The sequence below is a fragment of the Streptomyces sp. NPDC060184 genome (assembly GCF_042728795.1).
Classification (GTDB): Bacteria; Actinomycetota; Actinomycetes; order Streptomycetales; family Streptomycetaceae; genus Streptomyces.
This window is the reverse complement of record NZ_JBHWYX010000027.1, coordinates 82,467-105,032: the sequence shown is the minus strand read 5'-3', so window position 1 is coordinate 105,032 and position 22,566 is coordinate 82,467. Positions and strand designations below refer to the sequence as shown.

The following is a 22,566-nucleotide window of genomic DNA, read 5'->3' as shown; positions in this document are numbered from 1 at the left end:
GCGCGCTTTCGCGGGGCCGCCCCCCCGTCCCCCCCCCCCTCCCCGCCTCCCCCCCGCCCCGCGGGGGGGGGCGGCCCGCCGGCCCCCCCGCGTCCCTGCCGCCGGTGCGGCAGGACTCCGCCTGCCGCACCCCTCGGCCGAATCCAAGGAGAACACCCTCATGGCCACGACCACCGCGTCGGTCCGCGTCCCCGCGTCGCCCGACCACGTCTGGCAGCTCATCGGCGGGTTCGACACCCTGCCCGACTGGCTGCCCTACATCCCGACGAGCGAACTCGGCGAGGGCGGCCGGGTGCGCACCCTCACCAACGAGGACGGCGGCGTGATCGTCGAGCGTCTCGAAGCCTTCGACGAGAGGGCCCGCAGCTACAGCTACTCGATCCTCCGCGCGCCCTTCCCGGTGACCGGCTACCTCTCCACCCTGACGGTGCACCCCGAACCGGACACGGGCTTTGCCCGGGTGGAGTGGAGCGGCAGCTTCACCCCCGACGGGGTCGGCGACGAGGAGGCGGTCGCCCTCTTCCACGGCATCTACGCCGACGGACTCGCCGCGCTCGCGGCGACGCTCGCGGCCTGAGCAACCCCCGGCCCGAGCGACCACCAGAGCGGTCGTTGCCGGAGCGACCGCCGCGTGCGCGAGCGCCGGTGCCCGGTCACCTCAGGGGCGGCCGGTGAGATACCCGCCCATGGAGGTGAAGTACTCCGTCGCGGGCAACTCCCGGCCGTCCTCGGTGCGTACCCGGGTGATGGCCAGGCCGTGGTTGCGTCCGGTGCGCGCGTCGGCTCCGGCGACGATCACCACGCCCTCCCCCTCCCGGTAGAAGACGCGTCCCGGCGTGCCGCCGTAGCGCGCTTCGGAGACCACGGCCGCCAGGACCTCCAGCCGCTTGCCCCGGTGGTAGGTGAAGGCGCTGGGGTACGGGTCGGACTGGGCCCGGACCAGCCGTTCGAGGTCCTCGGCCGGCCAGGTCCAGTCGATCCGGATGTCCTCGGCGGACCGCTTGTGGAAGAAGCTCGCCTGCGAGCGGTCCTGCCGGGTGAACTCCGTCTGCCCGGAGGCGATGAGCGCGAGCGCACCGGTGGTGACCGGGGCGATGAGGTCGACGGTCTTGTGGAAGAGGTCGGTCGCGGTGTCCGTCGGACCGACCGGGACCGCCTCCTGCCGCACGATGTCACCGGCGTCGAGCTCGTCGTTCATCAGGTGCGCGGTGACGCCCACTTCGGACTCCCCGTTGATCAGGGCCCAGATCAGGGGGGAGAAGCCCGCGTACTTCGGCAGCAGCGAGTCGTGGATGTTCAGCGTGCCGTGGCGCGGGAGCGCGAAGACGCGCGGGGGAATCCAGGTCCGCCAGTTGTTCGCCACGATGATGTCCGGCTCCGCCGCTGCGAGCCGCGCGAAGAGCTCCTCGTCGTCGGGGCGGTTGCGGATCAGTACGGGGACACCGTGCGCCTCGGCGAGGTCGGCGACGGAGTCGCTCCAGATCTTCTCGTACGCGTGCTCGCTCTTGGGGTGGGTCACGACCAGCACCACGTCGTGCTCGGAGTCCAGGAGAGCTTGCAGGGTGCGGTGACCCCAGGTCTGGTAACCGAACATGACGACCCGCATGGGGGTTCCTCCTCTGTGCCGGAATGGACCGTGGGCCAGTAAAGCAAGGCTTACCTTGCTTTGCAACGGGCGCGCGATGCAGCACATTTGACGAGCCGCACGCCCCGGCGCCCTCTCGACAGCCTCACAGGATTAGCTTAGGCTCACCTAAATTCGAGCCGCGCCGTCGGTGTGTCCGACGCTCGCACCTTCCCCATGCCATGAGCGGCTACCCCGCACGAATGGGAGTGACATGTCACCGGTTCTTCCTGGCGACGCACCGCAGGTCCACGACCTCATCGGAATCGGCTTCGGGCCGTCCAACGTGGCCATGGCCATCGCGATCAGTGAGCACAACGCCCGCGCCGGCGAACGGCAGCCGGTCAGTGCCCGCTTCTTCGAGCAGCAGCCGTGCTTCGGCTGGCACCGCGGCATGCTGATCGACGACGCGACCATGCAGGTGTCCTTCCTCAAGGACCTGGTGACGCTCCGGAACCCCACCAGCGAGTTCAGCTTCCTCTGCTACCTCAAGAGCAAGGGGCGGCTGATCGACTTCATCAACCACAAGAACCTCTTCCCGCTGCGGGTCGAGTTCCACGACTACTTCGAGTGGGCCGCCGCCCAGGTCGAGGACATGGTCTCCTACGGCCACGAGGTGGTCTCCGTCAGGCCGGCCGTCCAGGACGGAATCGTGGAGTACCTGGACGTGACGGTCCGGTCGGGAGAAGGGCTCTCCGTCCACCGGGCCCGCAACCTCGTCATCGGCACCGGGCTGCGCCCGCTGCTGCCCGAGGGCGTCGAGCGCGGCGACCGGGTGTGGCACAACTCCGAGCTCCTGGCCAAGGTCGGTGAACTGGAGGGGACTTCGCCCTCCCGGTTCGTCGTCGTGGGCGCCGGGCAGAGCGCCGCGGAGAACGTCGCCTACCTGCACCGCGCCTTCCCCGAAGCCGAGATCTGCGCGGTCTTCTCCCGGTACGGATACAGCCCCGCCGACGACAGCGCCTTCGCCAACCGGATCTTCGACCCGGGTGCGGTCGACGAGTACTTCGCCGCGCCCGACGAGATCAAGCAGCGCCTGATGGGCTATCACGGAAACACCAACTACTCCGTGGTCGACATCGACTTGATCGACGACCTCTACCGGCAGAGCTACCAGGAGAAGGTGCTCGGCACCGAGCGGCTGCGCTTCCTCAACGTGTCCCGCCTCGTGGGCGTCAAGGAGACCGACGACAAGGCCCGCGCCACCGTGACATCCCTGGTCACGGGCGAGGAGACCGCCCTGGACGCCGACGTCGTCGTGCTCGCCACCGGCTACAGCCCGGTCGACCCCCTCGGTCTCCTCGGCGAGGCGGCGGACCTCTGCCGTACCGACGACCAGGGCCGCGTCCGCGTCGAGCGCGACTACCGCATCGGGACCGACCCCGCCCTGCGCTGCGGCATCTACCTCCAGGGCGGTACGGAGCACACCCACGGCATCACCTCGTCGCTGCTCTCCAACACCGCGATCCGGGTCGGCGAGATCCTCGACTCGCTGCTCGACCGCAGGGCCGGGGTCTCCCCGGAGCGGGCGGAGACGGTGGCCGAGGGAGCCGTCGGCGCGTCCCGCTGAAGCGGGGCGGTGCCGTCCGGCCTCGCGCCCGGCGGGGGGCCGGGGAGCCAGGTTTCCGTACACGGGTACCCTCGGCCGGGGCCCGATCCCGCCCCAACCGTCCTTCCGCGCGGGCGAATCGGCCAACCTCCCCTGCGGGCACGGAAGATCAAAGGGATAACGTACGAAGACATGACCACGACTACGGTGGAGCTCTCCGCGCCCGGGGGAGCAACGAAGGCTCGTCGGAGACGAGTTGTGGGACTCGGTGTGCTCGCGCTGATCGTCGTACTCGCGGGGGCCGCGTCGCTGGCGGTCGGTGCCCGCGCGCTGAGCCCCTCCGACGTGTGGCACGGCCTGTTCGCCGAGCCGGACGCCGACCGGCGGCTCACCGAGATCCGGCTCATCGTGCGCACCGTCCGGGTGCCCCGCACCGTGCTCGCGATCGTGGCCGGCATCGCCCTGGGCGTCGGCGGGGCCCTGATCCAGGGGTACACGCGCAACCCGATCGCCGACACCGGACTGCTGGGCGTGAACTCCGGCGCCTCCTTCTCCGTGGTCGCCGCGATCGGGCTGCTCGGCTTCACCGACCCGTTCCAGTACGTCTGGTTCGGCTTCTTCGGGGCGGCGGTCGCCGGAGTCGTCGTGTTCGGCCTGTCCAGCGTGGGCCGGGGGGCGGGCAACCCGCTGACCCTCGCCCTCGCCGGCCAGGGCGTCACGGTGTTCCTCGCGGCGATGACCACGGCCGTCGCGCTCTCCGACCAGAAGTCGCTGAACGCCCTGCGGTTCTGGAACGCGGGCTCCGTCGCCGGGGTCGGGTTCGGCGTCATCTGGCCGCTGACCGGTTTCATCGCCGTCGGGCTGGTCCTCGCGCTGACCACCCTGCCCGCTCTCAACCTGCTCACCCTGGGCGAGGACGTGGCGCGAGGGCTCGGCGCGAACATCGCGCTGAGCCGGACCGTCGGCATCCTCGCCATCACCCTGCTCGCGGGGGCGGCCACCGCCGCGTGCGGCCCCGTCGCGTTCCTCGGGCTCATGGTGGCCCACATCGCCCGCTATCTCGCCGGACCGGACTACCGCTGGCTGGTGCCGTACGCGGGCCTCCTCGGAGCCGTCGTCCTGCTCCTCTGCGACATCGTCGGGCGCCTCGTGGTGCGGCCCGGGGAACTGGCCGCGGGCGTCGTCGTCGCCCTGCTCGGCGCGCCGTTCTTCGCGGTCCTGGTCTGGCGCGGAAAGTTCAAGAACGCGTGAACGGGACAGAAGTGAACCCATCGCCCTTCCCCGAGCCGTCGTCCTCTCCGGAGCCGTCGCGTTTGCCGCAGCCGCAGCCGCAGCCGCAGCCGAAGCCCTCCGCGGCACCGGGAGTGCGGCTCGGCAGGGTGTCGTTCGTCTGGCGGCCCTGGATCGTCACGGTCACGCTCGTGCTGGCCGTCGCGGTCTTCCTGGTGTTCTGCCTCTCCATCGCGGTCGGGGACTTCCCCCTCGCGCTGCCCCGGGTCGTCGCCACGGTCTTCGGCCGGGGCGAACAGGTCGACGAGTTCGTCGTCATGGAACTGCGGATGCCGAGGGCTCTGGCCGGGCTGGTGGTGGGGATCGCGCTCGGGGTCTCCGGGGCGATCACCCAGTCCGTCGCGCGCAATCCGCTGGCCAGCCCCGACGTGCTGGGCATCACCGGAGGCGCCGGCACGGTCGCGGTCTTCCTGGTGACGGTGTCGGGCGGGGCCGCCGCCGCGGTCGTCAGCTCCGTGGGTCTCTCCGCCGCCGCACTCGCCGGCGGCCTCGGCACCGGACTGCTCGTCTACTTCCTGGCGTGGCGCCGGGGGGTCGACGGATTCCGGCTCATCCTCATCGGCATCTCGGTGAGCGCCGTGACGGAGGCGCTCACCACCTGGCTGCTCGTCACCGCCGACATCAGGGACGTGGCGCGGGCCCAGGCGTGGCTGGTCGGCTCGCTCGACAACCGGTCCTGGGGCGAAGTCCGGGTGGCGACCTGGTGCACCCTCGCGCTGCTCGCCGTGGTCGCCACCGCCGCCTTCCAGTTCAAGGCGATGCACCTCGGCGACGAGGTGGCCGCCGGACTGGGCGTCCGGTACGCGCGGGTACGGGCGGTCCTGCTGCTCTGCGCGGTGCTGCTGGCCGCCGCGGCGGTGAGCGCGGCCGGTCCGGTGCCCTTCGTGGCGCTGGTGGCGCCGCAGGTGGCGATGCGGCTGGCGAAGTGCCCGACCCCGCCCCTGGTGGCCTCCGGGCTGGTGGGGGCGCTGCTGCTGACCGGCGCGGACCTGGTCGCGCGCACGGCACTGCCCATGGCGCTGCCCGTCGGGGTGGTCACCGCCGCGATCGGCGGACCCTTCCTCGTGTACCTCCTGGTACGGGCGAACCTCGCGGGACAGCGTGCGGGCTGACGACACAGGAGGGCCGACATGACGACGACGGACGACGGGGCAGAGATGACCACCCACCGCACCACCAAACCCGGAAGCGGAACCGGAACCCGAAGCGTCTCTGGAACCGCGACCGGCACGGGAGCAGGGGACACCCGGCTGGCGGCGAGGGGGGTGACGGTCGGGTACGGCGGACGCGTGGTCATCGACGACCTCGACGTGTCGATCCCGTCACGGCTGATCACCACCATCATCGGCCCCAACGGCTGCGGGAAGTCCACCCTGTTGCGCACCCTGACCAGGCTGCTCAGGCCGACGAGCGGGACGGTCGTGCTGGACGGCGAGGACATCGCCCGGCTGCGCACCCGGGACGTGGCGAAGAAGCTGGGGCTGCTGCCGCAGACGCCCGTCGCTCCCGAGGGACTGACCGTGGCGGACCTGGTCGCCCGGGGCCGCCATCCGCACCAGAGCTGGCTGCGGCAGTGGTCCTCCGACGACGCCGCGGTGGTGGAGCGCGCGCTGACGATGACCGGGGTGTCCGAACTCGCCGACCGCCCGGTCGACTCGCTCTCCGGCGGGCAGCGGCAACGCGTCTGGATATCGATGACCCTCGCTCAGGGCACCGACCTCCTGCTGCTGGACGAACCGACCACCTACCTGGACCTGGCCCACGCGATCGACGTGCTCGACCTCGTGGACGATCTGCACGAAGCGGGCCGCACGGTCGTCATGGTGCTCCACGACCTCAATCTGGCGACGCGTTACAGCGACAACCTCATCGTGATGCGGGAGGGGGCGATCCTGGCCCAGGGGCACCCGCGGGACGTCATCACCGCCGGTCTGCTGCGCGAGGCGTTCGGCCTGCGCGCCGAGGTGATCGACGACCCGGTGGGCGACCGCCCCCTCATCGTGCCGATCGGACGCACGCACGTCCGTTCCAACTAGGCATCGGGGCACAGGAAATACCTTGGTTAGGCTAGGCTGGCCTCACTTCTTCAGGATACGGTGTGGCTGCCCCGGGGACCGGGTGCGGGCGGCCAGTGCGAGAGCAAGGGATGCGGGATGCTCCTCCAGAGAACGACGGGTACGAAGTCCTGGCGGCGGGTGGCGGCGATGCTGTCCGCCACCGCCCTCGGTGTGGGACTCCTCGCCGGATGCGGCGGCTCCGACGAGCCCGACGCGAAGGCGAGCGACAGCGCACCGGCCGTCGCCGGCGGCGCGTTCCCGGTCACCGTGGAGCACGCCTTCGGCACCACCGAGATCACCAAGGCCCCCCAGCGGGTCGTCTCCGTGGGCTACACGGACGACCAGGCCATCCTCGCGCTCGGCGTCAAGCCGGTCGGCATGGTCGACCAGTACCCGAACCCCGCGGGCACGTCCCCCGACATCAACACCCAGTGGCCCTGGGTGAAGGACAAGTGGGGCGACGCCCGTCCCGAGGTCATCATGAGCAACGGTGACGCGGGCCCCAACTACGAGAAGATCGCGGCCCTGCGCCCGGACCTGATCATCGCGGTCTACTCCGAGATCGACCAGGCCGCCTACGACAAGCTCTCCAAAATCGCGCCGACGGTGGGCCGCACCAAGGACGAGAAGGAGCCGTTCAGCGCCCCCTGGCAGGACAACGCCGTGCACATCGCCAAGGCGCTCGGCAAGGAGACCGAGGGCAAGGCGCTGGTGAAGGGCATCCAGGACAAGCTCGACTCCGCGGCGGCGGCGCACCCCGAGTTCGCCGGTCAGACCGCCGTGGCGCTGTCCTGGTACGAGGGCTCGGTCGCCCCGTTCGCCACCACCGACGTGCGCGGACGGCTCATCACCGGCATCGGCTACAAGGGCGCCACCGAGGTCGACAAGGCCGCCGGCGGCAAGTTCTACACCGTGCTCTCGCCCGAGCGCATCGACCTCGTCGACGTCGACCGCATCTTCGTCATCAACGACCAGGCGGACCAGGACGCGCTGAAGAAGTTCGACCTCTTCGCCAACCTCTCAGCGGTGAAGAACAAGAAGGTCTCGTACCTCCTGGACAGCGAGGGGCCGGCGGTCGGCGCGGCCATGTCCCAGGGCACCCTGCTCTCCCTGCCCTACGCCATCGACGAGCTCGTCAAGTCGGTCGACCAGTGACGCCGTCCACCCCGTCCCGTACCGCACGGACCGTCAGGGGTTCCGCGTGAGCGCCGTGGACACCCGCACCGCCCCCGCGACCCTGCGCACGGCGGGCGGGGGAGAGGCCGCCCGGTGGCTCGTGGCGCACTGCCGCCAGGTGCCTTGGCTGACGGCCGCCACCGTGCTCACCACGGTGGCCGGAGCGGTCCTCCAGGTGCTTCCGGTGCTCCTCCTCGGCCGGGTGGTCGACGGGGTGGTCGACGGCGAGTCGCGCTCGGTCCTGGTCACCGTCGGCGCCCTGATGGGGGCCGCCGCGCTGCTCGGCGCGGCGGCCACCGCCGGATCGACGTACCTCATCGGACGGCTCGGCGCGGACCTGCTCGCACGACTGCGCGAAGGCGCCGTCCGCGCGGTGCTGGGGATGCCGAGCGCCCGGATCGAACAGGTCGGCCGCGGTGACGTGCTCTCCAGGGTCGGCGACGACGTCGCCGTCCTCTCCAAGGGCATCCGGTCCGCCGTTCCGACCGTGTTCACCGCCGGGGTCCTCGTCGCCATCGCGACGGCCGCCATGTTCGGACTGGACTGGCGGCTCGGTCTCGCGGGCGCCGGAGCGCTGCCCGCCTACGCCCTCGCGCTGCGTTGGTACCTCCCGAGGTCGGCGCCGCTCTACCAGAAGCAGCGGGCCGCCCAGGCCGACCGCGCCCAGGCGCTGATCAGCGGTCTCGACGGCATCGACACCGTCCGGGCCTACCGTCTGGAAGGCGCCGTGCGCGAGAAGGTCACCGGCGAGTCGTGGCGGGTACGCGAACTCGGCGTCGAGGTGTTCCGGTTCTTCGGCCGGTTCGTCGGCCGGGAGAACCGCGCCGAGTTCATCGGCCTGGTCCTGATCCTCCTGGTCGGGTACGCCCTGCTGGAGAACGACGCGGCGAGCCTCGGCGAGGTGGCGTCCGCCCCGCTCATGTTCCACCGGCTCTTCACCCCGCTCGGCTCCATCATGTTCACCTTCGACGAGGCACAGAAGTCGGGCGCCAGCCTGACCCGCCTCGTCGGCGTCCTGGGGGAGCGGGCGGAAGGACGGCTGGTGGGCGACGCCTCGGTCACCCCGGCGGACGTCGTGCCGTACTCCGTGACGGTGGAGGGGCTGACCTTCGGCTATCCAGGAACCGAGGAGCCGGTCCTGCGGGACGTGGCCCTGACGATCCCGGCAGGCGGCTCGCTCGCCCTGGTGGGGGCGACGGGGGCCGGCAAGTCGACGCTCGCCGCGCTGATCGCCGGTATCGGCACCCCGCGCACCGGCTCCGTACGCATCGGCCCGACCGACCTCGCCGACCTCGACGAGGCCGGGGCCCGGGCCCTGGTGAGCATCCTGACGCAGGAGACCCACGTGTTCTCCGGCCCGCTCGCCGACGACCTGCGCCTCGCCGCACCGCGCGCCACCGACGCCGAACTGACCGAGGCGTTGCGCGCGGTCGGCGCCGGAGCCTGGCTCGACGCGCTGCCGGACGGGCTGTACACGCCGGTCGGCGAGGGCGGCGAGCGGCTGGACGGCACCAAGGTCGCCCAGATCGCCCTGGCCCGGCTGATGCTGGGCCGCGCCCCCGTGGTGGTGCTCGACGAATCGACCGCCGAGGCCGGCAGCGAGGGCGCCGCCGAGCTGGAGCGCGCCGTGCTGGCTGCCTGCGCGGGCCGGACCACCCTGTTCGTGGCCCACCGGCTCACCCAGGCGATGGCGGCGGACCGGATCGCGGTGCTGGACGCCGGACAAGTGGTGGAGCAGGGCACCCACCGGGAACTGGTCGCCCTGGACGGCCGGTACGCACGCCTGTGGCGGGCCTGGCGCGAAGGAAGCTAGGCCGTGTCGAGAAAGTCCCGCCTCTCGGGCGGGCGACGCCACTTCCACCACACGACCTAGAGCACGCTCGCCCCCCGGTAACCCGTACAACCGCCTCCGTGCACACCCCGTGCGACGGCGCACCCGCACGCCCGTCCGGGAGCGGCCACCCCCGTCCGGCCTCCTCGGCGTGCCGGAGCACGACCACCCCCGACCCTCCCGCGACGCAGCGGACCGACCGCGGCACCACGCCCGGGCGCACGCCCGGCACAAGCCGACGAACCCTGCCCGGACCGTGCCCGTTCCGAGCCAACTCTCCAACCCGGAAGGGACGATGAGTCTTCGATGATGGACCCCCACGCCCGCCTCGTGCCGCTGTCTCCCGCGAGCCTGGCCGCTGTGCGCCGGCGAACCGGTGACTACTCCGACACCACCATCACCGAGGCCTGCGCCATCGGCCTGTCGTACTGGGCCACCGGCCGCGCACCCGAAGGCATGGACCTCGGCCCCGCCACCCTCTTCCCCGACGTCCTCGGCTGGGTGCACAACGGCGGCTCGGGGACCGCCGGTTGGACGGTGGGTGAGGACGGCCGGAGCATCATCGTCCCCGAGGGGGTCGAGCCGGCCGACGTACGCGGCGCACTGGACGACCTCGTCGACTTCCCCGACCGGCCCCTCGGCACGATCACCGCGTCCGGCGCCTCGGCCAGGGCCGAACTGCTGGCCCGGTGGAACGACACCGACGCCGAACGGGACCGCCCCACCCTCGTGGAGATGTTCCGCGAACAGGTGCGCGCCAGGCCGGACGCCGTCGCCGTCGTCGACGAGCACCGCTCCCTGACGTACCGTCAAGTCGATGAACTGAGCGCCCAGCTGGCCCATCACCTGACCGGTCGCGGGCTCGGCCCCGAAGAAGTCGTCGGCATCTCGCTCGGCCGGTCCGCCGACATGGTGATCGCTCTGCTCGCGGTGCTCCGGGCCGGAGGCGCCTTCGTACCGCTCGACCCGCAGTGGCCGTCCGCCCGCCGCGGCGTCGTCATCGAGGACGCCCGGGCCGTCCTCCAGCTCAACGACTCGGGGGTACGACCCGAGGGCGAACCGGAGGCCGTCGCCGTCGACCTCGACGCCTGGGGCTACGGCTCCGAGCCCGCCGACGGAGCCTTCGCCGACGTGCCCGGGGCGGCGCTCGCATACGTGATCTTCACCTCCGGCTCGACCGGACGCCCCAAGGGCGCGATGATCCGGCACGAGGCGATCAGCGAACGCCTCCTCTGGCAGAGCCGTGAAATCCTCGGCTTCGGCCACGACGACGCCTCGCTCTTCAAAGCACCGCTCTCCTTCGACATCTCCATCAACGAGATCTTCCTGCCCCTGGTGACCGGCGGCCGGCTCGTCGTCCTTCGCCCCGGCGGCGAACGCGACCCGCACCACCTGCTGAGCGTGATCGCCGAACAGCGCGTCACCTTCACCTACCTGGTCTCCTCCATGCTCGACGTCCTGCTGGAGATCGCCGGCGACTCCGGCCGACTGGACAGCCTGAGGCACGTCTGGTGCGGCGGCGAGGTGCTCACCCCGGAACTGTACGAACGCTTCCGCACCAAGCTCGACATCCCGCTCTACCACGGCTACGGCCCCGCCGAGACGACCATCGGCGTCTCCCACGTCATCTACCGAGGCGCCGCCGAACGCCTCTCCACCTCGATCGGCAGGGCCAACCCCAACACCCGGCTCTACGTCCTCGACGACGAACTGCGCCCGGTCCCCGTCGGCGTCGGCGGCGAACTCTACGTCGGCGGCTTCCTCCTGGGACGCGGCTACGTCAACGCCCCCGGCCTCACCGCGTCCCGCTTCGTCGCCAACCCCTTCGCCGACGACGGGTCCCGGCTCTATCGCACCGGCGACCTCGCCCGCTACGCCCCCGACGGCTCGCTGGACTTCCTGGGCCGCGCGGACAACCAGATCAAGATCCGCGGCATGCGGCTGGAGATCGAGGACGTGGAAGCCGGCCTCGCGGAACACCCCTCGGTACGCCACACCTGCGTCGTCGCGAAGAAGAACGCGGCGGGCGGCACCTACCTGGTGGGATACGTCATCCCCGTCTCCGGGGCCGAGGACCTGCGGGGCGACCAGGTCAGGGCCTGGGCCGAGGAGCACATGGTGGAGTACATGGTGCCCACCCACGTGGTCGTGATGAAGGAGTTCCCGCTCACCGCGAACGGCAAGCTCGACCGGAAGGCCCTGCCCGAACCCGTCGTCGCGACCGGCTCGTCCGTCCCGCCCACCACCGACGAGGAACGCGCGGTCTGCGCGGCCGTCGCCACCCTGCTCCGGCTCGACGAGGTCGGTGTCGACCAGGACTTCTTCCGCCTCGGCGGCGACAGCATCCTCGCCATCTCCCTGCTGAGCGCACTCCGTGAAGCGGGCCTCCACGTCACCGCCCGGCAGATCTTCACCCACAGCGTCATCGGGGCGCTGGCCGCCGTCGCGAGCCGCGAGGAGGTGTCCGCACCCCTCCACCGCCCCGTCGCCACCGGCGAGATCACCGGATCGCCCATCCTGCGGTGGCTCGGCGAGACCACCGACGCGGTCGACGGCTTCGTGCAGTCGGTGGTGGTGAACGTCCCCGCCGAGCTCACCGCCGACGCCCTCGACGAGATCCTCACCGCCCTGGTCCGGCGGCACGACATGCTCCGCGCCCGGCTGGTACGCGGCGACCACTGGAGCTTCGACGTCCCCGAGGCGGACGGCGCCGTCGCGGGATGGCAGGAGAGCGACCTGCCGCAGGAGGAGTGCCTCGCCCTCGCGACCGGCGCGCTCGACCCCGACGGTGGTGTGATGCTCCGCGCCGTCTGGCGCCGTGCCGATCGCCAACTCGTCCTCGTCGTCCACCACGTGGTGATCGACGGCGTGTCCTGGCGGGTCCTGATGGACGACCTGGCCACGGCGTGGCGCCAGTGGTCCTCCGGCGCGCCGGTCGAACTGCCGCCGGTGCGCACGTCCTTCCGGCACTGGACGGAACTCCTCGCGCGGACGGACTTCGACGCGGACCGCGCGTACTACCGGCGACCCCTGCCGGGAGAGGACGGGCCGCTCGGCCGCCGGGCGCCGTCCGACGCCGACACCGTCGGCCGGGAACGCACCCGGACCGTGTCGCTCGGCCCCGGCCCCACCGCCGCGCTGCTGGGCGACGTCCCCGCCAAGTTCCACGCGGGCGTCAACGACGTCCTGCTGACCGCGCTCGCCGTCACCCTCGCCCGGTGGCGCCGCGGCCTCGGACAGGACCAGACCTTCGCCCACGTCGAGCTGGAGGGGCACGGCCGCGAGGGACGTTTCGTGACCGGCGCCGAGCCCGAACTCTCCCGCACGGTCGGCTGGTTCACCACCCTCTTCCCGGTGACCGTGGACCCCGGCCCGGCCGAGGACCTGACCGCGCCTGGCTACCTCGCCACCGCGCTCAAGGCGGTCAAGGAAGACCTCGCCCGGGTCCCCGCGGGCGGCCTCTCCTACGGCGTGTTGCGCCACCTGTCCGGCACGGCGTTCGACACGCCCGCACCCCAGGTGCTCTTCAACTACCTCGGCCGCTTCGACGCGGAGACCTCCGGCGACTGGCGGCTCGCCGGAAGCACCGGGCAGCTCGGCGAGCGGCGCGACCCCAGGATGCGGCTGCCGCGCGCGCTGGAGTTCAACGCGATCGCGGAAGCCTCGTCCACCGGCGCGTACGAACTCGTCACCACCCTCTCCTGGCCCGACGGGATGTTCACCGACGAGGACATCGACACCCTCGGCACCTACCTGAGCGAAGCGCTGACCGGCCTGGCCGCCCTCCAGGAGGGCGGCCACACCCCCAGCGACTTCCCCCTCGTGCCGCTCGCCCAGCCGGACGTCGACGCCCTCGACACGCCGGAACTCCGCGAGATCCTGCCGCTGACCCCGCTCCAGGAAGGCCTCTACTTCCACTCCGTCTTCGACGACGACTCGGCGGGCGCCTACGTCGAGCAGCAGCTGCTCACCCTCGACGGCGCGGTGGACGCCGACCGCCTGGAGGCGGCGGCGAGCAGGCTCCTCCAGCTCTACCCGAACCTCGCCGCACGGTTCACCGCCCTCGCGGACGGCCGGGTGGTGTCCGTCCTGGAGAGCGGGGTGCGGGCGCCCTTCACGGTGCTGGAGCGGCCCGGTATCTCCGACGCCGAGATCCGCGACCTCGCCGAACGGGACCGCCGCGCCGGATTCGACCTGGCCACCGGCCCGTTGATGCGCTACACCCTGATCCGCGCCGGATCGGGCCGTACCGTGCTGGTGCAGACCGTGCACCACATCGTCGCCGACGGCTGGTCGGTACCTCCGATGCTCCGCGCGCTGCTGGCCGAGTACCACGCGCCCGGCACGGAGTACCGGACCGGCGGGTTCGCCGACTACGTGCGCCACCTCGCCGGACTCGACGAGGAGGAGAGCGACCGGGTGTGGCGGGCGGAGCTCGCCGGACTCCCGAACCCCTCCCTGGTCGCCCCGGACCACACCCCGTCCGACCGGTTCGCCGACGCCGTCGACGAGGGCGCGGACCCCGGCACGGACATCGACGCCGCCGCACGGGCGGCCGGAGTGCCGCTGAGCGTGGCCGTGCACAGCGCCTGGGCCCTGACCCTCGGCGGCATCCTGCACGGCGGGGACGTGGTGTTCGGCTCCACCGTGTCCGGGCGCGACGCGGACGTCCCCGGCATCGAGGACATGGTCGGCCTCTTCATCAACACCGTCCCGGTACGCGCTCGTTGGTCCGACACCACCACCGCGGGCGAACTGCTCGCCTCGGTCCGGGAGCACCAGAGCGCGGTCCTGCCGCACAGCCACGTCTCGCTCGCCAGGACCGGGCGCCTGGCCGGACACGGCACCCTCTTCGACACCCTGGTGGTGTTCGACGTCGCGACCGACGTCGACGCGCTGCGACGGCCCGGCGACGACCTCGTCATCACCGCCATCGAGAACGAGGGCGCCCCGCACTACCCCCTGACCCTCGTCGTCGAACGTGCCCCCGGCGGGCGGGTCCGCTTCAACCTCGTCCACGACCGCGCACTGCTCCGCGAGGCCGGTGCCCGGGACATCCTGCGCACCTTCACCCGCACCCTCACCGCCCTGCTCACCCGGCTGGACGCCCCGGTCCGCGCCCTGGCGCACCCCGAGCACCGGGCCGCCGGGCCGACGGCCCCGACGACGCTCGGCGCGCTCTTCGACGCCGCCGCACGCCGCGACCCGGCCGCCGCCGCCGTCACCGCGTGCGCCCTCGACGGCACCACCCGCTCCCTGACCTACGGCGAACTCGCCGCAGCCCGGGACGCGTTGGTCCCCGCACTGCGCGCCGCCGGGGTCCGCCCCGGCAGCCGGGTCGCCGTCGCGGTCCCGCGCTCCGTGGAACAGGTGGTGGCCCTGGTCGCCGTCGTCACCGCCGGGGGCGCGTACGTACCCCTGGACCTGGCCTACCCGGACGAGCGCCTGGAGCACGTCCTCACCGACGCCGCCCCGCAGGTCGTCCTCGTCGCCCCCGGCGAGCGGGACCGCTTCGCCGGGCTGCTCCGCCGGACCGGAGGGGACCCCGCCCTCCTGGTGCTGGGCGAGGAACCGCCCCGCACCGAGCCGTCCGCGCCGGACACCGCACCCACCGGCGCCGTACGTACCGAGGCGGGCCCGCACGACCCCGCCTACGTCATCTACACCTCCGGATCGACCGGCCGGCCCAAGGGCGTCGTCGTCCCGCACTCCAGCGTGGTGACGCTCCTCGCCAACACCCGGCCCGCCATGGACTTCGGCCCCGACGACGTATGGGTCCAGTTCCACTCCTACTCCTTCGACTTCGCCGTCTGGGAGCTGTGGGGCGCGCTGGCGCACGGCTCGGAACTGCTGGTGCCGGAGTACGCCCTGACCCGCTCCCCGGTGGACTTCCACCGGCTGGTCCGCGAACGCGGGGTCACCGTCCTCAACCAGACCCCGTCCGCCTTCTACCAGTTCATCGAGGCCGACCGGCACGCCGGGGAACCGGCCACCGCGCTGCGCCGGATCATCTTCGGCGGCGAGGCGCTGGACCTCGGACGGCTGCGCGGCTGGGTCGAGCGGCACGGCACGGCCACGCCCGAACTGGTCAACATGTACGGCATCACCGAGACCACCGTCCACGTCACCCACCGGGTGCTCACCGACGAGGACTTCGGCGGCGGCGACACCAGCCCCATCGGCGGTCCCGTCCCCGGACTGACCACCCACCTCCTCGACGACCGGCTCCGGCCGGTTCCGCCCGGGCGGGTCGGCGCCATCTACGTCGCGGGCGACCAGGTGTCGCTCGGCTACCTCGGCAGGCCGGAACTCACCGCCGGGCGGTTCGTGGCCGACCCGTTCGCGGGCGACGGCTCCCGCATGTACCACACCGGCGACCTCGCCCGCCGCACCCTCGGCGGAGAGCTGGAGTTCGTGGGCCGCGCGGATGACCAGGTGCAGCTCAAGGGGTTCCGCGTCGAACTCGGCGAAGTCGAGGCCGCGATCAGGGAGTTCGACGGCATCACCGACGCGGCCGTCACCCCCGCCGACACCGGCGACCACCTGGTCGCCCACGTGGTCGGCCGGGCCCCCGGCGACCTCGCCCGCCTGCTCGCCGCCAAGCTGCCCGCCCACATGGTGCCGGCCCGCTTCCTGACCCTCGACGCCCTGCCGCTCACCGTCAACGGCAAGCTCGACCGCAAGGCCCTGGCCGAGCGCGCCGCACGGGAGGACACCCCCGCGGCCACGAGCGCCCCGGCGCCCGCCCCACGCGTCACCCTCGACGCGCTCGTCACCCTCTTCGCCGCGACCCTCCCGGAACCGGACGTCGACGCGGACACCGACTTCTTCATGGCCGGCGGTGACAGCATCGTCGCCATCACCCTGATCAACCGGGCCAGGGCGCTCGGCCTGCCCGTCGCACCCCGCGACGTGTTCCTCCACCGCACCCCGCGCGCGCTCGCCGCACACCTGGAGACCCGGACGCCGCAGCTCCCCGCCGCACCCCGGCCCGCCCCTCCGCAGGACGGCCCGGTCCACCCGACGCCGATCGTGCTGCGCCAGCGCGAACTGGGCGGCTCACTCGACCGGTTCGCCCAGGCCCGGACGCTCACCGCCCCCGCCACCACCACCCCCGCCGACGTCCGGCGCGCCGCCGGCACCCTGCTCGCCGCGCACCCGGCCCTGAGGCTGCGGCTCGGCACCGACCACGGGGTGTGGTCCCTCGCCACCGAACCCGCCATCGCCACCGTCCTGCTCCCGGACACCACCGACCCGACCGCCGCGGCGGACGAGGCCGCCGCGGGGCTCGACCCCTCGGCCGGGCGCCTCGTCGCCTTCTCCTGGATCGGGGAGACCCACACCCTCGTGGTCACCGCCCACCACCTCTGCGTCGACGCGGTCTCCTGGCTGATCCTGCTGGAGGACCTGGCCGCCGCCCTGCGCGGCGAGCCCCTGGCACCGCCGACCACTCCCTTCGCCGCGTACGCCGAAGCGCTGACCGCCCGCTCCGCCGAAGCGGTCGACGGCCTCGGCCACTGGCTCACCACCCTCGACGCCCCCGCCCCGCTGCCCCCGGCCACGGTGCCGCGCGTACGCACGACCGTGCTCCCGCCGGAGACCGGCGACCGGGTCACCCGCACCGCGCCAGGTGCCCTCGGCATCGGGCTCACCGAACTGCTCGTCGGCGCGCTGCGCGCCGCGCTGACCCGGATCCAGAGCGAGCCCACCGATCTCGCGATCGACCTCGAACACCACGGCCGCGTCCCCGCCCGGGACCACCACGACTACTCCCGTACGGTCGGCTGGTTCACCGCCGTCGCACCGGTCCGCCTCACCGCGCACACCGACCCCGTCGCCGCCGCCCGCGAAGCCGCCGCGCGCCGGCCCGGCGAGGACGGGCACCTCGGCTACGGCCTGCTCCGCCACCTCAACCCGCAGACCGGCCCCCTCCTGACCGCCCGCCCGCACCCCCAGGTGCTCTTCAACTACCTGGGCCGGGGCAGCGAGTCGCAGGCGCTCCGCCTCACCCCGGGGGACCAGGGCAGCCCGTACGCCGTCGAGGTCAACGCCTGGACCGACAGCGCCACCGGCGGCCTGCACGCGGAGTTCACCCTCGCCGACGGCGTCCCCGACACGATCACCGGGCACTGGGGGCGCGCGCTGGAGGAGATCGCCGACGCCTGCGCGACCGCCGAGCGCACCGCGCCGGTCACCCCGCTCCAGCGCGGCCTCTACTTCCAGGCCCAGCTGGCGGGCACCGCCGGACACTACGTCGCCCAGAGCTGGTTCACCTTCGACCGGCGCCTGGACACCGACGCGCTCGCCGAGGCGATGGCGCACGTGATCACCCGCCACCCGGTCGTCGGCGCCGGTTTCACCACCGACGACGACGGCAACCCCGTCCAGGTCCTCGCCGCCGGCCGGCGCGTACCCGTCCGCACGGTCTCCCTCAGCACGGAGGCCGAGACCGACGCCCTGCGCGCCCGGGACCGCGACACCGGATTCGACCCCGGCGAACCGCCGCTGATCCGGCTGACCGTGGTGCGGCTGCCCGACGACCGCGACGGCCTGCTGCTCAGCTACCACCTGCTGCTCTGGGACGGCTGGTCCCGCGAGACCGTGCTCCGCGACCTCTTCGACGCGTACCGGGCGGTCCTCGCGGGCGAACCGCTCGACCCGGCACCGGCCACCCCCTCCTTCGAGGACCACGCCCGCGCGCTCGCCGCCAAGGACCCCGCCGACTCCACCCGATTCTGGACCGGCCACCTCGCCGGACTCACCGGCCCGACCCTGCTCGCCGGACCGGACCCGTCCTTCCCGGACGAGCTGCCGCGCGCCCTCACGCAGACCCTCACCACCGAGGCGTCCGACCTCCTGCGCGAGGCCGCCAGGACCCACGGGGTCACCCTCAACTCCGTGCTGACCGGCGCCTTCGGCCTGCTGCTCGGCGCCCACACCGGCCGCGCCGACGCGGTGTTCGGCGTCACCGTCTCCGGCCGCGAGGGCGAAGGCACGTCCGGCATCGTCGGCGTGCTCCTCAACACCGTGCCGCAGTGGACCCGGCCCCGCCCGGACGACACCGCCGGCGCCTACCTCGCCGCCGTCCAGCGGGACCGGGTCGAGGCGATGGACCACGAACACCTCGGGCTCGGCGAGATCCAGCGGGCCGCCGGACACGACAGCCTCTTCGACAACCTCTTCGTGCTCCAGAACTTCCTGGACATGGACGCGTTCGCCGCGATGAACGCCCGCCACGGCATCACCTCGGTGAAGGCCGACGACTCGACCCACTACCCCTTCACCTGGGTCGTCACCCCCGGCGACCGCCTCACCGTCAAGCTGGAGTACCGCGACGACGACACCGAGGGCGCCCGCCGCCTGCTGACCGGCTACCTGCGCGTGCTCGACGCCCTGGCCCGCTCCACCGGTCCGCTCGGCGCACTCCCCGGCCTCGGCGACCCGCCCGCGCCCGCCGACCGCACCGGCATCGGCACGGACACCGTCGTCGACCGGTTCGACCTGGCCGCCGACCGCGCCCCCGGGCGGACCGCGCTCGTCGCCCACGGCGCCACGATGACCTTCGCGGAACTCAGGGACCGCAGCCGCGCCCTCGCGGGCGTGCTCGCCGCACGTGGCATCGGCCCGGAGACCACCGTCGGCCTCGCCCTCCCGCGCTCCCTCGACTCGATCGTGGCGCTCTTCGCGGTGCTGCGCACCGGCGCCGCGTACGTACCGCTGGAGCTCGACCACCCCGACGAGCGGATCGCCGCGATCGTCGCCGACGCCCGGCCCGCGGTCACCCTCACCGTCAGTGCCGTCGCACCCCGGCTGACCGGCGAGCTGATCGCACTCGACCGCCCGCTCCCCGACGCCGAACCCCTCGTCACCTTCGCGCCCGAGGACCCCGACCGCCTGCGGCACCCCGCGTACACCATCTACACCTCCGGATCGACCGGGAAGCCCAAGGGCGTGGTCACCGAGTACGCCGGCCTCACCAACATGCTGGTCAACCACCAGCGCCGCATCTTCGAACCGGTCCTCGCCGAACACGGCCACCGGACCTTCCGCATCGCGCACACCGTGTCGTTCGCCTTCGACATGTCGTGGGAGGAACTCCTCTGGCTCGCGGACGGCCACGAGGTGCACATCTGCGACGAGGAACTGCGCCGCGACGCCCCCCGGCTCGTCGCCCACTGCCTCGAACACGGCATCGACGTCATCAACGTGACCCCGACCTACGCCCAGCAGCTGGTCGCCGAGGGGCTGCTCGACGACCCCGCCCACCGCCCCGCGCTGGTCCTGCTCGGCGGCGAGGCCGTCACCCCCGCCCTCTGGCAGCGACTCGCCACCACGGAGGGCACCGTCGGCTACAACCTCTACGGGCCCACCGAATACACCATCAACACCCTCGGCGTCGGCACCTTCGAATGCCAGGACCCGGTGGTCGGCGTACCGATCGACAACACCGAGGTGTACGTACTCGACCCGTGGCTGCGCCCCCTGCCGGACGGCGTCCCCGGCGAGCTGTACGTGAGCGGGGTCGGCATCGCCCGCGGCTACCTCGGGCAGACCGCCCAGACCGCGCACCGGTTCGTCGCCTGCCCGTTCGGCGAACCCGGCACCCGGATGTACCGCACCGGGGACCTGGTGCTCCGGCGGCCCGACGGAAACCTGAACTACCTCGGCCGCACCGACCAGCAGGTCAAGATCCGCGGCCACCGCGTCGAACTCGGCGAGGTGGAGGCCGCGTTCGCCGCACACCCCGCGGTGCGTTTCGTCGCCGCCGTCGCCCAGCCCGACCCCCAGGTCGACGGAGCCCACCGGCTCGCCGCCTACCTGGTGCTGGACGGTCCCGGCGGCGCCGACGGCGGCGCGGACCTCGCGGCGGTCGCCGCCGACGTGGGCGCCGGACTGCCGGACTTCCTGCGCCCGACGCACTACGCGCGGGTCGACGCCATCCCGCTGACCGTCAACGGCAAGGCCGACACCAAGGCCCTGCCCGAGGCCAAGCCGCTCGGCGTCCTCACCACGGCCGGCGAACGCGCCCCCGAGAACGAAACGGAGACCCTGGTCTGCGAGTTCTTCGCCGAGGCACTCGACCTGGACGACGACGAGGTCAGCGCCGTGAGCGATTTCGTCTCCCTCGGGGGACACTCCATGCTGGCGGTGCGGCTGATCGGGCTGCTCCGCCGGGAGTACGGACCCGTGATCACCATCCGTGATCTGCTCACCCTGCGAACCCCGGAAGCGATTGCGCGCCACCTTGAAGACAACAGCTGACACCCAGCGGCCCCGCCAGGGCGCCGACATCCTGCGGACCGCCCTGCGCCGCAACCTCGGCGCCATGGCCTGGGGCACCGTCCTCATGGGCCTCTACCAGGCCGGTGAGACGGCGTTCCCCATCGCGCTCGGGCTGATCGTCGAGCACTCCCTGCAGGAACGCAGCCTCGGCAGACTCCTGCTGTCGGTCGGCGCGCTGGCCGTGATCATCACGACCGTGTCGCTGTCCTGGCGGTTCGGGATGCGCATCCTGCAGAAGGCCAACACCACCGAGGCCCACCACTGGCGGGTCCGCGTCGCGGCCTGCGGACTCCAGCCGGTGGCCCGGGACATGGACCTGAAGTCCGGCGAGGTGCTGACCATCGCCACCGAGGACGCGGACCAGACCGCCGACATCATCGAGGTGGTGCCGCTGCTGGCCAGCTCGGTCGTCGCGATCCTCGTCGCGGGGACCGCGCTCGGACTGGCCGACCCGCGTCTGGGCCTGCTGGTGTTCGTGGGAGCCGCCGCGATCCTCTCGGTCCTCGGCGTGCTGTCGAAGCGGATCGGCGCGAGCACCAAGGAGCAGCAGGCCCGGGTGGCGCGGGCGGGCGCCAAGGTCGCCGACCTGATCACCGGCCTGCGCCCGCTGCACGGCTTCGGCGGCAACCACGCAGCGTTCCGGTCCTACCGCGAGGTCAGCACCGAGGCGAAGCGGCAGGCGATCACGGTCGCCCGGGTCAACGGCGCCTACGCGGGCGCCTCGCTGGCCCTCAACGCGATGCTCGCCGCCGCCGTGACCCTGGTGGCGGGCTGGCTCGCCTTCGACCGGCAGATCACCGTCGGGGAACTCGTCATGGCGGTGGGGCTGGCGCAGTTCATCATGGAACCGATGAAGCTGTTCTCGGAGATGCCGAAGTACGTGATGATGGCCCGCGCGTCGGCGGAGCGGATGGCACTGGTCCTCGACGCCCCGGCGGTCGCCGCCCCGGGCACGGGAAGCCCCGAGCCCGGCGGCGGCCTGGAGATCGACCGCGTCCGCCACGGCTCACTGCGCGAACTCAAGTTGCAGGTCGCCGCAGGGGAGTTCGTCGCGATCGCCGCCTACCAGCCGCGCGCCGCCGCCGAGTTCGCGGCGATCCTCGCCCTGAACGTACCGCCCCACGCGTACGAGGGGGTGGTGCGGCTCGGCGGTCAGGAGCTCGGCGACCTGCCCGCCGAGGCGGTACGCGCCCACCTGCTGGTGAACCCGTACGACGGGGAGATCTTCGCGGGCACGCTCCGGACCAACATCGATCCCTCCGGCACCAGCCGCATGATCCCGGAGGCCGTCGAGGCGTCCCTGCTGACCGACGTCGTCGCCCTGCACCGCGAAGGGCTCGACCACGTCGTCCGCGACCGGGGCGCCAACCTCTCCGGAGGGCAGCGCCAACGGCTCTCCCTGGCCCGGGCCCTGGCCGCCGACAGCGACATCCTGGTCCTGCACGACCCGACCACGGCGGTCGACGCGGTCACCGAACAGCTCGTCGCCCGCAACGTCGCCGAACTGCGCCGGGGCCGCACCACGGTCGTGCTCACCAGCAGCCCGGCCCTCCTGGACGCCGCCGACCGGGTCCTCGTCCTGGACGACGGCGTCATCACCGCCGAGGCCACCCACCGCCACCTCCTCGCCACCGACGAGGCGTACTGCCGGGCGGTGGCGCGATGACCCGATGACCCCGCCGCCCCGGCCGACTCCGGTCCGGGGCGGCGGGGCCCGGACCGGGGCGCGAGGTCGGCACGGCTCGCGGGGTCGGCA

At 72.8% G+C, this 22,566-nt stretch carries 10 protein-coding genes; 9 read left to right on the top strand and 1 reads right to left on the bottom strand.

The window, feature by feature from the left end:
• Window positions 1-160: 160 nt before the first annotated feature.
• Window positions 161-577 (top strand): SRPBCC family protein, encoded by a 417-nt coding sequence (locus ACFWEE_RS19475; RefSeq protein ID WP_386890601.1) that lies wholly within the window; start codon window positions 161-163, stop codon window positions 575-577.
• A gap of 81 nt (window positions 578-658) precedes the next feature.
• Here the strand turns inward: ACFWEE_RS19475 and ACFWEE_RS19470 are convergent, their stop codons facing one another.
• A complete protein-coding gene (locus ACFWEE_RS19470; protein ID WP_386890600.1) occupies window positions 659-1,606 on the bottom strand; it encodes a methionyl-tRNA formyltransferase in 948 nt (315 codons plus the stop codon).
• 232 nt (window positions 1,607-1,838) lie between these two features.
• Between ACFWEE_RS19470 and ACFWEE_RS19465 the strand changes: the two genes are divergently transcribed.
• The 8 genes from ACFWEE_RS19465 (at window position 1,839) to ACFWEE_RS19430 (ending at window position 22,476) form a co-directional block, all read left to right on the top strand.
• A complete protein-coding gene (locus tag ACFWEE_RS19465) occupies window positions 1,839-3,194 on the top strand; it encodes a lysine N(6)-hydroxylase/L-ornithine N(5)-oxygenase family protein (protein WP_386890599.1) in 1,356 nt (451 codons plus the stop codon).
• A gap of 171 nt (window positions 3,195-3,365) precedes the next feature.
• Window positions 3,366-4,424: a FecCD family ABC transporter permease gene (locus ACFWEE_RS19460; RefSeq protein WP_386890597.1), complete on the top strand. Its 1,059-nt coding sequence runs from the start codon at window positions 3,366-3,368 to the stop codon at window positions 4,422-4,424.
• Window positions 4,425-4,486: 62 nt separating this feature from the next.
• The gene (locus ACFWEE_RS19455) at window positions 4,487-5,575 is read left to right on the top strand and encodes a FecCD family ABC transporter permease (protein ID WP_386890596.1); all 1,089 of its coding nucleotides are present in this window, start codon (window positions 4,487-4,489) and stop codon (window positions 5,573-5,575) included.
• A gap of 45 nt (window positions 5,576-5,620) precedes the next feature.
• Window positions 5,621-6,499: an ABC transporter ATP-binding protein gene (locus ACFWEE_RS19450; protein WP_386890604.1), complete on the top strand. Its 879-nt coding sequence runs from the start codon at window positions 5,621-5,623 to the stop codon at window positions 6,497-6,499.
• Window positions 6,500-6,616: 117 nt separating this feature from the next.
• The gene (locus tag ACFWEE_RS19445) at window positions 6,617-7,675 is read left to right on the top strand and encodes an iron-siderophore ABC transporter substrate-binding protein (RefSeq protein ID WP_386890594.1); all 1,059 of its coding nucleotides are present in this window, start codon (window positions 6,617-6,619) and stop codon (window positions 7,673-7,675) included.
• A gap of 46 nt (window positions 7,676-7,721) precedes the next feature.
• Window positions 7,722-9,509, top strand: a complete 1,788-nt coding sequence (locus ACFWEE_RS19440; RefSeq protein WP_386890593.1) for an ABC transporter ATP-binding protein — start codon at window positions 7,722-7,724, stop codon at window positions 9,507-9,509.
• Window positions 9,510-9,833: 324 nt separating this feature from the next.
• Window positions 9,834-20,789 carry an amino acid adenylation domain-containing protein gene (locus tag ACFWEE_RS19435; RefSeq protein WP_386890591.1) on the top strand — a complete coding sequence of 3,652 codons (10,956 nt, stop codon included), beginning with the start codon at window positions 9,834-9,836 and terminating at the stop codon, window positions 20,787-20,789.
• The gene (locus ACFWEE_RS19430; protein WP_386890590.1) at window positions 20,773-22,476 is read left to right on the top strand and encodes an ABC transporter ATP-binding protein; all 1,704 of its coding nucleotides are present in this window, start codon (window positions 20,773-20,775) and stop codon (window positions 22,474-22,476) included. Before ACFWEE_RS19435 ends, ACFWEE_RS19430 begins: the two co-directional genes overlap by 17 nt.
• The last annotated feature ends 90 nt before the right edge of the window (window positions 22,477-22,566 follow it).

Bases quoted from the DNA above. Each gene is read 5' to 3' on its own strand.
- ACFWEE_RS19475 (WP_386890601.1), top strand. From the start codon at position 161: ATGGCCACGACCACCGCGTCGGTCCGCGTCCCCGCGTCGCCCGACCAC.
- ACFWEE_RS19470 (WP_386890600.1), bottom strand. From the start codon at position 1,606: ATGCGGGTCGTCATGTTCGGTTACCAGACCTGGGGTCACCGCACCCTG.
- ACFWEE_RS19465 (WP_386890599.1), top strand. From the start codon at position 1,839: ATGTCACCGGTTCTTCCTGGCGACGCACCGCAGGTCCACGACCTCATC.
- ACFWEE_RS19460 (WP_386890597.1), top strand. From the start codon at position 3,366: ATGACCACGACTACGGTGGAGCTCTCCGCGCCCGGGGGAGCAACGAAG.
- ACFWEE_RS19450 (WP_386890604.1), top strand. From the start codon at position 5,621: ATGACCACCCACCGCACCACCAAACCCGGAAGCGGAACCGGAACCCGA.
- ACFWEE_RS19445 (WP_386890594.1), top strand. From the start codon at position 6,617: ATGCTCCTCCAGAGAACGACGGGTACGAAGTCCTGGCGGCGGGTGGCG.
- ACFWEE_RS19435 (WP_386890591.1), top strand. From the start codon at position 9,834: ATGATGGACCCCCACGCCCGCCTCGTGCCGCTGTCTCCCGCGAGCCTG.